The following is a 12,505-nucleotide window of genomic DNA, read 5'->3' as shown; positions in this document are numbered from 1 at the left end:
CGGGTGCCGCGTCGGCTTCTGCATCTTCTGTTTCTGGTGGTGATTCCGCTTCCGGTGCGTCGTGGCCTGCTGCCGTGGGGAGCGACTCGGGGAGTGACCCCGCGGGGGCGGGGGTGCCGGGTGCGCCGGCCGGGGCTACGCCCTGGGCCGGTACGGACACCAACGGCGATGCCGGTGACGACCGTTCCGTACCGCTGCCCGCGACGGTCTTCGCACCGCCGCTGAGCGAGGCGGACGGTGAGACGCCGCCGCCGACGACGCCCGACGCCAAGACGGCGCTGATGTCGGGCGGCAGCCAGCTTCCGCCGACGGCGGTCTCACCGGCGATCGACGATCCTGCCGGTCCTGCCGGTCCTGCCGGTCCCGCTGGTCCTGCCGGTCCTGCCGGTGTGCCGCAGCCGCCGGCCGGGCCAGGTGCGCCGGCGCGGCCGCTCGCGCCGAACGCCGGGGACATCGCCGACGCCGCGACCAGCAAGGCGACTCCGCCGCCCGGTCGTGGCCGGGGTGCGGGTCCGACGACGCCGCCTCCGCCGGGTGCTCCCGGGACGCCGGGTGCGCGGCCGGGCAGTACGCCTCCGCCGTCGGGGCCCGGGGCGCCGGGTACGCCCGCGGGTGGTTACGTGCCTACGCAGCTCGTGTCGGCGCTCGGGCCGGAGGGGCCCGGGGGGCCTGCGGGGCCTGGGAACCCGGGAAGCGAGGGCGCCGGTGCGCCGCTGCCTCCCCAGCAGCCGCCGGGTCCTCCTGGTGCGCCGAATCCGCCTGGTGCCCCGAACCAGCCCGGTGCGCCGAACCAGCCCGGTGCGCCGCAGCCTCCGGGCGCTCCGAATCCGCCCGGCGCTCCCGGTGGTACGCCTCCGGGTGGTGTCCACCATGCCGCGACGATGCTGGCCGACCCCGGTCGCGGCGCCCCGGGTGCGCCGCAGCCTCCCGGGCCTCCGGCTCCTCCGGGCGTGCCTGGTGCGCCCGGCGGGCCTGGAGCCCCCCAGCCTCCTGGTGCCCCGGGTGCTCCCGGCGGCCCGGGTCCCGTGCACCACGCGGAGACCATGCTGGCCACGCCTCCGGCGGGCGGCCCCGGCGTGCCTCCGCCGCCGCAGGCCCCCGGCGCACCACCGGCCGCCCCGGGCGCGCCGGGCGTACCCGGGGCGCCGCCGATGCCGCCGCCCGGTGGGATGCCGCAGGGCGGGATGCCGCCCGGCCCCATGCCGCCCGGCCCGATGCCCCCGGGTGGGATGCCGCCCGGCGCGATGCCGCCGCCCGGTCAGCCGGCCCCGGGGCAGCCTCCGGCGTACGGCTATCCGCCGCAGCCCACCGGGCAGCCGACGGTCGGGCCCGGCTACCAGGCCGTGCTGCGCTATCGCGCGCAGGACGGGTCCGAGCAGCAGCTGATCCGGCGTTCGGCGCCGGGTACGCCGCACCCGGAGTGGCAGATCTTCCACGAGCTGCGGGCCATGAACGTGCCGCCGGACCAGGTGCTGGAGCTGCACACCGAGCTGGAGTCGTGCGAGCTGCCGGGTGCGTACTGCGCGCGGATGATCCGGGAGCAGTGGCCGCAGGCGCGGATCACGAGCATCGCTCCGTACGGTACGGACCACGCGAGCCGGCAGCAGGGCATGCAGCAACTGCTGGCCCATCAGGGCGAGTTGCACCAGGTGGCGGACGGCCCGGCGCGGCCGGCTCCGGTGCGGGCGCCGTTGCCGCCGGTGCAGGCGGTGCCGCCGATTCCGCCGGAGGCCATCGCGCAGGAGCTGGGTGCCGCGTTCGGGCCGGGGGTGTTCCGGTTCGAGCAGGCCGCCGTGTCCCGGCAGGGTGTGCCGCCGGTCGTGGCGCACACGCTGGTGGCGGCGGGCCTGCCGATGGACATGGGCCCCTTCTTCTGGGCGCAGGCGCAGCCGGGCCGGCCGGTGCCGACGCTGGCGGAGCTGGCGGCCGAACGCGGTGTGCAGCCGGCTCCGGACGCGGGTTCCTACCTGGTGATGGGCAGCGACTTCGGCAAGGCGATCTGCGTGCAGTACGGCACGGCGAACATCGTCGCCGTGCCGGTGGAGGCGGGGCCGGGCGGGGCGCCCGTACCGCCGCAGTTCGTGAACACCGGGTTGCCGGAGTTCGCGCGCTGTCTGGCGCTGCTCGGGCGGATGTGGCGGCTGCGGTTCGGGCTGAACCAGGAGCAGGCGGGCCGTTGGACCGTCGACTTCCAGGCGCAGTTGGCCGCGCTCGACCCGGCGGCGCTCGGGTCGCCGGAGAGCTGGTGGTCGGTGCTGCTGGAGCAGATGTGGGACGGGCTGCTGTGACGCGTCGCCGCTGAGGCGTTTTTGAGTGACCCTGGTGCGGAGTGTCGTGTGAGGGACACTTCCGTCTGATCCGCCAAGATGTGCGCGAAATCATCCCGTTTCGTGCTCGATCGCGCGTCGGCGTGGCGGAGAGGGGCTCCAGCATGAGCAGCGCATCGGCGTCCCCGCATGGCTTCACAGCCGTGCGGGGACGCGGTTACCGTCCCGAGCAGGTCGACGAGTACGCCGAGGCCCTCTCCGACGACCGTGACGCGGCCTGGGAGAGAGCCGCCCGGCTGACGGTGCTGGCCCGGCAGATGGACGCGGAGCTGGAACGGCTGCGGGAGGCCGTCGCGCAGCTGGCCCCGCAGACCTACGAGTCGCTCGGGGAGCGGGCGCGGCGGCTCTTCGAACTCGGCCGGGAGGAAGCGGCGGCCGTGCGGGAGGGGGCGCGGCAAGAGGCGCGGCACCTTGTGGACGAGGCGAGCGCGTCCGCGGCCGGCGTGCGCGAGTCCGCGCAGGCGTCCGCCGATGCCGTACGCGCCGACGCCGACGAACGCGCCCGGCAGCGGCTGCTCGCGGCGCACGCCGAGGCGGACGAGATCCGGGCCGCGGCGGGTCGTGAGGCGGCCGAGCAGCGGGGCGAGGCGCTGGCCGCGGTGCGGGAGATGCGGCAGCGCACCTCCGGGATGCTGGCCGATCAGGCCAAGGAACACGCCGAGCGGTGGGCGGAGTGGGACGAGGAGGATGCCGCCCGGGCAGCCGCGCTGGACGCCCGCCACGCGGAAGCGGTGACGCACGCCGAGGACGCGCTGACCGAGGCCGAGCAGGCCCTCGCCGATGCCGAGGACTCCGCCCGGGACCAGCAGGACGAGGCGGCCGCGCGCGCCGCGGAGCTCCTCGCCGAGGCCCGCGGCCACGCGGAGTCCGTCGAGCGGGAGACGCGAGAAGTGCTGCGCGAGCACGCCGAGCGCGGGGACGCCGCACGGGCACACATCGACCGCGTACACGCCGGCCTTGCGGCGTGGGCGGGCCGGGCGGAGGCGGAGTGAGGCGAGGCGTGCGGCGTTGTGGGGGGCGGCGCGGCGGCCGGTTGACATGCGGCCGCCGCACCCAGGCACGCCGTCCGTCCACCGCACCCGCCGACACGGCCGCGACCACCGGCCGACGCCTGCTGGTGGCACCGCCGCGGGCGATCGGCCGACCGGCGTGCATCGCCCGGTACCGGTTGACGACCGGCGCGTGGCCGACGCTGTCGCCTGCCGCCCGCCCGTTGGCCGTCGCTTCTCCCTGGCGTCGCGGGGCGTCGCCGAGCACCGGCCGGCGGCTGCGTGTCGGTGCCGCCGCCTGGCTGACGCGCATCGTCGACGCTGTCGCCTGACCTCCGCTGGCCGTCGCTTCTGCGCGACGTCGGCGGGGCGTCGCCGACCACCGTCCGGCGCCTGCCGTCCTGCCCTCCGGGTCAGTGGTCCCTGCGGGCCGCGCCTGCCAGGATCCCGGCCTCCACCGCCTCGTACTCGTGGCGCTGTTCCTCCGACTTGCGGCGGCCGGAGGCCAGTGTGCCCAGCCAGCCGCAGGCGAAGCCCAGGGGGATGGAGAGCAGGCCCGTGGTGGTGAACGGGAACCAGTTGAAGTCGGCGTCGGGGAAGGCGGAGACGGGCGAGCCGGAGACCAGGTTGGTGCCCGGCATCAGCAGCAGGACCGCCAGCGAGCCGCCGATGAGGGTGCTCAGCAGGCCCGTTCGTGTGAAGCGGCGCCAGAAGAGGCTGTAGACCAGCGCGGGCGCGATGGCCGAGGCGCCCAGGCAGAACGACAGCGTCACCAGGGGTTGCAGGCTGCGATGCTGGACGAGCGTGGCCAGGAGGATCGCCGGGATGCCCACCGCCAGTGCGGAGAGGCGGGCCAGCGTCATCTCGCGGCGGGGTGACATCTCCCGTACCCGGGCCGCGAACACGTCGTGCGCGAGGGAGTTGGCGCAGGCGAGGATCATCCCGGCGACCGAGGCGAGCAGCGTGAGGAAGACCGCCGTGGTGACGGTCGTGAACAGGAACGTCTCCGCCGACGACACGTCCGCGCCGAACGCCGCCTGCGAACCCAGCAGATACGCCGTGTTGCCCTGCGGGTCGACCTGCGCGATCACGGCCCGGCCGACCAGCGCGGTCGCGCCGAAGCCGACGACCGTGATGATCAGCACGAACAGGGCCACGCCCGACACCGCCCAGGACATCGAACGCCGCACCTGCCGGGCGCTGGAGGCGGTGTACATGCGCATGGTGACGTGCGGCAGCACGCCGCCCCCGAGGACGACCGTCAGCTGCGCGGTGATCATGTCCAGGTCGGGGCTGGGGCCGCCCGCGAACTGGAGCCCCGAGGAGAGGAACGCCTTGCCCACGCCGCTGTGCGCGGCGGCCGCGTCGAACAGGGCCCCCGGGTCCCAGCCGAACCGGTTGAGGATCAGCACGGCGACCACCATGCCGGAGCCGAGCAGCATCACGATCTTCAGGATCTGGATGAGGGCGGTGCCCTTCATCCCGCCGATCGCCGCGTAACTGATCATCAGGGCGCCCACGCCGATGATGCAGCCCGTCTGCAACGACTCGCCGGAGAAGCCGAGGACGAACGCCATCAGCTGCCCGGTCCCCGCCAACTGCACCACCATCAGCGGCAGCAGCGCCGCCAGGGTCACCGCGCAGGCCGCGATCCGCACGCCGCGTCCCGGCATACGGCGGGTCAGCGCGTCGCCCATGGTGAACCGGCCCGCGTTGCGCAGCGGTTCGGCCAGCAGGAACATCAGCAGCATCAGGGACAGTGCCGTACTGAGGGCCAGTACGGTCCCGTCGTAGCCGAACAGGGCGATCACGCCGCCCGTGCCGAGGACGGTCGCGGCGGAGATGTAGTCGCCGGCGATCGCCAGGCCGTTGCGCATGGGGGACAGGGAGCTGTAGCCGGTGTAGAACTCGTCGAGGTCGTCCCGGTCCGGGCCCGTCATCACGCACAGCAGGAGCGTGACCGTGGCCACCGCCGTGAAGCCCACGAGCGACATCGACTGGGCGTTTCCGCTGAACTCGGTGGTCACCGGCTTCCCTCCCGCCTGGCGTCCAGTTCGGCCTGCTTGCGTATCCGGTCCGCGATCGGGTCGACGCGGCGGCGAGCCGTCCGCTCGTACAGGACGATCGCCAGCCAGGTCACGGGGACCTGGACGAGCGCGAGCAGCAGACCGGTGGGCAGGCCGTCGGTGACGGTGCTCGTCATGAACGACGGGGCGAACGCCGACAGGATCAGGAACAGGACGAAGTAGCCGAGCGCGGTGAGCGTGGCCACGCGCCGCTGCCGGCGGTAGGCGCTGCGCAGCACCCGCAGGTCGCTGTGGTGCCCGAGCGCGGTGTGGCGCTGGGGACGCCTGCCGGCCGGTTCGGGGGTCCGGGGCGGCTGCTGCGGCACCCAGGGGTAGGTGTCGTAGGAGGGGGAGGCATCCGGCGGGCGGTACGGGTAGGACGGTGGCGGTGGGTCGTAGGACATCCCGGTGCTCCTTGCGCGGGTCGGATCCGGTGCGGCGGACCGCAGGGAGGTGGGGGGCGGGCGGCCCCGCACGTTACTTCGGAGTACCCGGGCTGCGCGAGGGTTTCGGCAAACTGATTGGTCGGTATGCGCTTACCTTTGTGACCTCGGGTGTTGCTCGCGCTGAACCGTGTTCGCCGGAGGTGCCGGTGGCGCGGAGGCCAAGTTCCGCCGTAGGAAACGGCGTCCGGGCCGGCCGCCCACGGTGGTGTCCTCGACGGGTGTGAAGCCGTTGCGGGCCAGGACCGTCATGGAGGCCCGGTTGTCCAGGGTGGTCCTCGCGGTGAGGGAGTTCAGCCCGTAGCCGGTGGCGGCCAGGCGGCACAGCTGCGCGACGGCCGCCGTCGCCACGCCCCGGCCCGCGGCCCGTTCGCCCACCCGGTAGCCGAGTTCGGCGCAACCGTCCGCCAGGTCGAGCAGGTTGACCCGGCCGACCAGGTTCCCCTCCTCGTCCAGGACGACATGGAAGCGGCACACGCCCGCGTCCTGCTCCGCGAGGAGCGCCCGGTGGCGTTCGGCGAACCCCTCCGCCGTGAAGTAGGCGTCCCCGCGGTCCGGCACCGTGCGGGCGAAGTACGCCCGGTTCTCCCGCTCGAAGGCCAGCACGGCGTCCGCGTGATCGGGCCGGAGCGGTTCCAAGGTCAGCATGGGCGGGAGGATACGTACCGTCAGTCCCCCAGCACCGGGAATTTCCGGGGCGCGAGGAACAGCAGCACCAGGAACGCCAGTGCCGCCGCGCAGGAGGCGCCCAGGTAGACGGCGTGTACGGCCTCGGCGATGGCCCGCCGGGTCGCCTCCGGCGCGGTGCCCGCGTCGAGGGCCCGGGTCACCGAGTCGAGGTCGCCCGCACCGCCGAGCCGGGCGGCCAGCACCCCGTTGGCGACCGCGCCGAAGACCGCCGCGCCGACCGTCTGGCCCGTCTGGCGGCAGAACAGCACGGACGCGGTGGTCGTGCCGCGCTCCGCCCAGCCCACCGTCGACTGCACGCCGACGATCAGCGGCAACTGGAACAGGCCCAGTGCGGCACCGAGCAGCAGCATCAGCAGGGTCGGCTGCCAGGCCTGCCCGGGGTACGGCAGGAAGGGGAACGCGAACAGGATCAGCGCGGCCGCTCCGATGCCCAGCATCGCGGTGTTGCGGAAGCCGATCCTGCGGTACACGTGCTGGCTCAGGGCCGCCGATACGGGCCAGCTCAACGTCCATACGGAGAGCACGAATCCGGCGGCCACGGGCGCCAGGCCCAGCACCGACTGGGCGTAGGTGGGCAGGAACACCGACGGCGCGACCATCAGCAGGCCCAGCGCGCCCAGGGCCAGATTGACCGCGGCGATCGTACGGCGCCGCCACACCCACCCCGGGATGATCGGCTCCGCCGCCCGGCGCTCCACCAGCACCACGACCGCGACCAGGACAAGTCCCGCGGCGAACAGGGCGAGGGAGGGCGCCGACAGCCACGGCCACGCCACCCCGCCCTGCACCAGGGCCGTGAGCAGCACACCGCCGCAGGCGAATACCGCGAGCGCGCCGGCCCAGTCCACGCGCGCGTGCCCGCCGCTTTCCCGCTGCGGCTCGTGGAGGTGACGGACGATCAGCCACAGCGCGACCGCGCCGATCGGCAGGTTGACCAGGAAGATCCAGCGCCAGTCCGCGTAGGCGGCGAGCACACCGCCGAGACCCGGGCCGGCGACCGCCGAGACCGCCCACACCGTGGACAGCTTCGACTGGATCCTGGGACGGTCCTTCAGCGGGTAGAGGTCGGCGGCGAGCGTCTGCACGGTGCCCTGGAGCGCGCCGCCGCCCAGCCCCTGCACGATGCGGAACGCGATGAGCGCCCCCATGTTCCAGGCCAGCGCGCACAGCAGGGAGCCGACGAGGAAGACCACGGAGCCCGCGACGAGGACCGGTTTGCGGCCGAAGGTGTCGGAGAGCTTGCCGTAGACGGGCAGGGTGACGGTCACGGCCAGCAGATAGCCGGAGAACAGCCAGGAGAAGACGGAGAAACCGCCGAGGTCCCCGACGATCTGCGGGACCGCGGTCGAGACGATGGTGGCGTCGAGCGCCGCCAGCGCCATCGAGAGCATGAGCGCGGCGACGACCGCTCCGCGCCGGCCCGTCGCGGCGGGACGTGCGGCCTCACGCGCCGCGGAACTGGTGCTGCCCACCCCGGTCCTCCCCCTCGTGTCCGCCTGCCCCTTGCACCTACCTGCCGCCGGACAGCTTCGCACTTGAGCCTGACGTAGCGGGAGGGTGGAGCCTGGACGGGCCGCAGGGTGGAGCGAACCCTGAGGCGGCCTCCACCCTTCGGTGGACTGCCCCTAGGGGTACCTCCGTACTACGACCTGGGGAGGGTTCGTACCGGCGGAGGACGAGACGCGCGGGGGCGGTCCTTAACCTGGCTTTATGCCGCCGGGGGGCGGTTGTGCACACCGGCGGGGGTGGGGTTTTCCACAGGGAAAGACTGCGCTGAGCACCAGGGCGCGGGACCCCTCCCCGCCGCGAGACTGAAACGCGTCGGACGGATTCGCCGTCCGGCCTCGCGTACCAGCGGCTGTCGATTCAGGCGACCGCCTTCACCATCTGCTGACCGATATAGGAGACATACCGTGACTTCGGCTGTGACCATTCCCAGGCACGGGGGTACTGGAGGGCGTACGGCCGTTGCCGCGCGGGCGCGGCAGGTCGTGAAGGCGTACGGGACCGGTGAGACCCGCGTCGTCGCGCTCGACCACGTCGACGTGGACATCGCACGCGGCCAGTTCACCGCGATCATGGGCCCCTCGGGGTCCGGCAAGTCCACGCTCATGCACTGCCTCGCCGGGCTCGACACCGTGACCGAGGGGCAGATCTACCTCGACGAGACCGAGATCACCGGCCTGAAGGACAAGAAGCTCACGCAGCTGCGCCGGGACCGGATCGGGTTCATCTTCCAGGCGTTCAACCTGCTGCCGACGCTGAACGCGATAGAGAACATCACGCTGCCCATGGACATCGCGGGCCGCAAGCCGGACAAGCAGTGGCTGGCGCGGGTCGTGGAGACCGTCGGGCTCGCCGACCGGCTGAAGCACCGGCCCACCCAGCTCTCCGGCGGCCAGCAGCAGCGCGTCGCCGTGGCGCGGGCGCTGGCGGCCCGGCCCGAGATCATCTTCGGGGACGAGCCGACCGGAAACCTCGACTCGCGCGCCGGCGCCGAGGTGCTCGGCTTCCTGCGGCGGTCCGTGGACGAACTGGGCCAGACCATCGTGATGGTCACGCACGACCCGGTCGCCGCCAGTTACGCGGACCGTGTGCTCTACCTCGCCGACGGCCGCATCGTCGACGAGATGCACAAGCCGACCGCGGAGGCCGTCCTCGACCGCATGAAGGACTTCGACGCCCGGGGGCGCACGTCATGACCGTCATGAAGACCTCGATGCGCAACTTCTTCGCGCACAAGGGGCGTATGGCGCTCTCCGCGATCGCCGTCCTGCTGTCGGTGGCCTTCGTCTGCGGCACGCTCGTCTTCACGGACACCATGTCCACGACGTTCGACAAGCTCTTCGCGGCCACGTCCTCCGACGTGACGGTGAGCGCCAAGGGCGCCTCCGACACCGGTGAGACCACCGCCGACAACGGCAAGCCGCCGGTCATGCCGGCCTCCGTGCTGGCCGAGGTCCGCAAGGCACAGGGCGTGAAGTCCGCCGAGGGCGCGGTGTTCTCCACCTCCGTGACCGTCGTGGACGCCGACAAGGACAACCTGTCGCCCTCCAGCGGCGCCCCGACGATCGTCGGCGGCTGGAACAGCAACGAAGCCCGCACCATGAAGATCACCTCCGGTGCGGCCCCCGAGAGCGCCGACCAGATCATGGTCGACGCCGACACCGCCGACAAGCACGACCTGAAGCTCGGCGACGAGATCGGCGTGATCAGCGCCGTCGGCACGCACACCGCGAAGATCTCCGGCATCGCCGACTTCACCGTCACCAACCCCGGCGCGGCGATCTTCTACCTCGACACCAAAACCGCCCAGCAGGCCCTGGTCGGCGAGAGCGGCGTGTACACCAACGTCAACGTCACCGCGGCCTCCGGCGTCAGCGACGCGCAGCTGAAGAAGAACGTCTCGGCCGAACTGGGCTCCGGCTTCCAGGTGCAGACCGCCAAGGAGACCGCCGACGCCAACCAGAAGAGCGTCTCCGGCTTCATGAACGTCATGAAGTACGCGATGCTCGGCTTCGCCGGGATCGCCTTCCTCGTCGGCATCTTCCTGATCATCAACACCTTCTCGATGCTGGTCGCCCAGCGCACCCGCGAGATCGGCCTGATGCGGGCGATCGGCTCCTCCCGCAAGCAGGTCAACCGCTCCGTGCTGGCCGAGGCGCTGCTGCTCGGCGTCGTCGGATCGGTGCTGGGCGTGGGCGCGGGCGTCGGCCTCGCGGTCGGCCTGATGAAGCTCATGGGCCAGATGGGCATGGATCTGTCCACCGACGACCTGACCGTGGCCTGGACGACCCCGGTGGTCGGACTCGTCCTGGGCGTGGTGGTCACCGTCCTGGCCGCCTACCTGCCCGCCCGGCGCGCCGGCAAGATCTCCCCGATGGCCGCGCTGCGCGACGCGGGAGCCCCCGCGGACGCCCGGGCCGGCTGGATCCGCGGTGTGATCGGCACGGTCCTCACCGGCGCCGGCTGTGCCGCCCTGTACCTGACGGCACAGGCCGACAAGGCCACCGAGGGCTCGCTGTGGCTCGGTCTCGGCGTGGTGCTGTCGCTGATCGGCTTCGTCGTCATCGGCCCGCTGCTCGCCGGCGGCGTGGTCCGGGTCCTCGGCGCCGTCCTGCTGCGGATGTTCGGCCCCGTCGGCCGCATGGCCGAGCGCAACGCCCTGCGCAACCCGCGCCGCACCGGCGCGACGGGCGCCGCGCTGATGATCGGCCTCGCCCTGGTGGCCTGCCTGTCCGTGGTCGGCTCCTCCATGGTGGCCTCCGCCACCGACCAGCTCGACAAGACCGTCGGCGCGGACTTCATCGTCCAGTCCGACAGCGGCCAGCTGATCACCCCGCAGGCCGTCAAGGCCGCGAAGTCCGCACCGGACGTGGAGCGGGTCACCGAGTACAAGTGGACCAAGGCCGACTTCACCACCCCCGACGGCAAGACGCTCAAGGACACGGCGATCACGGCGGCCGACCCGTCGTACGCGACCGACCTGCGCACCGAGACGGTCGCCGGCAAGCTGCCCGACGCCTACAAGCCCGACTCGATGTCCGTCCACGAGAAGTTCGCCAAGGACCACGGCATCAGCCTCGGCTCCAAGATCAAGGTCGCTTTCAAGGACGGCTCCACGGCCGGCCTGACGGTCCGGGCGATCACCAGCAGTGACGTCGTGATCGACGCGGGCGCGATGTACACGTCCATCGGCACGATGGCCAAGTACGTCCCGGCGGACAAGATGCCGCTGGACTCCCTGCTCTTCGCCAGCGCCAAGGACGGGCAGCAGGACGCCGCCTACACGTCCCTGAAGTCGGCGCTGCACGACTACCCGCAGTACACCGTGCGCGACCAGACCGACTACAAGGATGCCCTGAAGGACCAGATCGGCCAGCTGCTCAACATGATCTACGGCCTGCTGGCCCTGGCGATCATCGTCGCCATCCTGGGCGTGGTGAACACCCTGGCCCTGTCGGTGGTGGAGCGCACCCGGGAGATCGGCCTGATGCGGGCGATCGGCCTCTCCCGCCGTCAGCTGCGCCGCATGATCCGCATGGAGTCGGTCGTCATCGCCCTCTTCGGCGCCCTGCTGGGCCTCGGACTGGGCATGGGCTGGGGCGCCACCGCACAGCAGCTCCTCTCCCTGGAGGGCCTCGGCGTCCTGGAGATCCCCTGGCCGACGATCATCGGCGTCTTCGTCAGCTCGGCGTTCGTGGGGCTGTTCGCGGCACTCGTCCCGGCGTTCCGGGCGGGCCGGATGAACGTCCTGAACGCGATCGCGACGGAGTAGTCGGTCCCACCGAGAACCACCGCACACGGGGGTTGCGGAGGAACCGGCGCCGGGGAGTCCACGACTTCCCGGCGCCGGGTGCTGTTGCGACCCGCGAGCCCGGCTTCCTGTTCGACCGATTCGGGCGGCGGGCGGGCACAGGCACCGGGGTCCAGGGGGCGGGGCCCTCGTGGGCCAGGACACTGACGCCGAGCACCTCACAGTCGGGGCGTTGTCCACAGGCCCGCCGCCCAGCCGCGCAGCGTCGTACGCTGGAGACCCCCGGCCCGCGGCGCGCGTCGGGCCCGTCGTGTTGCCCACCCCTGGACGGAAAAATCCCCGAATGAGCCTGCACGGTCTGCTCGACGCCGTAACCAAGGACGCCGCCCTCGCGGAAGCGATCAACGCGGCCGCAGACGGCAACCGCATGCATGTCGACCTGGTCGGTCCCCCTGCGGCCCGCCCCTTCGCGGTCGCCGCCCTGGCCCGCGACACGGGCCGCCCGGTGCTGGCGGTGACGGCGACGGGCCGCGAGGCGGAGGACCTGGCCGCGGCCCTGCGCTCCCTCCTCCCGCCGGAGGGGATCGTGGAGTACCCGTCCTGGGAGACGCTCCCGCACGAGCGGCTCAGCCCCCGCAGCGACACCGTCGGCCGCCGCCTGGCCGTGCTGCGCCGCCTGGCCCACCCCCGCCACGACGACGGAGACCGGGCCGGTCTCGGGGTCGTCGGGGCG

Annotated in this window: 8 protein-coding genes and 1 pseudogene; 5 read left to right on the top strand and 4 right to left on the bottom strand. The window is 72.9% G+C overall.

Translation table 11 applies throughout. The annotated features are described in order from the left end of the window. A partial coding sequence (locus tag CCL05_RS12660) for an SUKH-4 family immunity protein (protein ID WP_086560609.1) occupies nt 1-2,288 on the top strand: 2,288 nt, incomplete at its 5' end. Between the two features lie 143 nt (nt 2,289-2,431). Beyond that, nucleotides 2,432-3,319 carry a cellulose-binding protein gene (locus tag CCL05_RS12655; protein WP_086560608.1) on the top strand — a complete coding sequence of 296 codons (888 nt, stop codon included), beginning with the start codon at nt 2,432-2,434 and terminating at the stop codon, nt 3,317-3,319. A gap of 410 nt (nt 3,320-3,729) precedes the next feature. On the opposite strand, the gene CCL05_RS12650 is transcribed toward CCL05_RS12655, so the two are convergent. From CCL05_RS12650 to CCL05_RS12635, 4 genes are all read right to left on the bottom strand, one after another. After that, nucleotides 3,730-5,343, bottom strand: a complete 1,614-nt coding sequence (locus tag CCL05_RS12650; protein ID WP_086560607.1) for a sodium/solute symporter — start codon at nt 5,341-5,343, stop codon at nt 3,730-3,732. Further along, on the bottom strand, nt 5,340-5,786 hold the full coding sequence (locus CCL05_RS12645) for a DUF485 domain-containing protein (RefSeq protein WP_086560606.1): 447 nt from the start codon (nt 5,784-5,786) through the stop codon (nt 5,340-5,342). Before CCL05_RS12645 ends, CCL05_RS12650 begins: the two co-directional genes overlap by 4 nt. Nucleotides 5,787-5,918: 132 nt before the next feature. Further along, nucleotides 5,919-6,473: a GNAT family N-acetyltransferase gene (locus tag CCL05_RS12640; protein ID WP_086560605.1), complete on the bottom strand. Its 555-nt coding sequence runs from the start codon at nt 6,471-6,473 to the stop codon at nt 5,919-5,921. 20 nt (nt 6,474-6,493) lie between these two features. Next, entirely contained in the window at nt 6,494-7,987 is a 1,494-nt protein-coding gene (locus tag CCL05_RS12635) for an MFS transporter (RefSeq protein WP_086560604.1), read from the bottom strand. A gap of 441 nt (nt 7,988-8,428) precedes the next feature. On the opposite strand from CCL05_RS12635, the gene CCL05_RS12630 reads away from it, so the two are divergent. From CCL05_RS12630 to CCL05_RS12620, 3 genes and pseudogenes are all read left to right on the top strand, one after another. Further along, nucleotides 8,429-9,217 carry an ABC transporter ATP-binding protein gene (locus tag CCL05_RS12630; protein ID WP_086560603.1) on the top strand — a complete coding sequence of 263 codons (789 nt, stop codon included), beginning with the start codon at nt 8,429-8,431 and terminating at the stop codon, nt 9,215-9,217. After that, nucleotides 9,214-11,793, top strand: coding sequence for an ABC transporter permease (locus CCL05_RS12625; protein ID WP_086560602.1), 2,580 nt, complete (start codon nt 9,214-9,216; stop codon nt 11,791-11,793). Before CCL05_RS12630 ends, CCL05_RS12625 begins: the two co-directional genes overlap by 4 nt. 322 nt (nt 11,794-12,115) lie before the next feature. Continuing rightward, nucleotides 12,116-12,505 (top strand): annotated as a pseudogene (locus CCL05_RS12620) (transcription-repair coupling factor); the annotation flags it as partial.

Source organism: Streptomyces africanus (assembly GCF_002150735.1).
In the GTDB taxonomy this organism is placed as follows: domain Bacteria; phylum Actinomycetota; class Actinomycetes; order Streptomycetales; family Streptomycetaceae; genus Streptomyces; species Streptomyces africanus.
Note: the sequence above shows the minus strand (reverse complement) of the source record. Positions and strands in the feature narration are given on the sequence as shown.

Coding starts and splice junctions, on each gene's coding strand:
- CCL05_RS12655 (WP_086560608.1), top strand. CDS start 2,432: ATGAGCAGCGCATCGGCGTCCCCGCATGGCTTCACAGCCGTGCGGGGA.
- CCL05_RS12645 (WP_086560606.1), bottom strand. CDS start 5,786: ATGTCCTACGACCCACCGCCACCGTCCTACCCGTACCGCCCGCCGGAT.
- CCL05_RS12640 (WP_086560605.1), bottom strand. CDS start 6,473: ATGCTGACCTTGGAACCGCTCCGGCCCGATCACGCGGACGCCGTGCTG.
- CCL05_RS12625 (WP_086560602.1), top strand. CDS start 9,214: ATGACCGTCATGAAGACCTCGATGCGCAACTTCTTCGCGCACAAGGGG.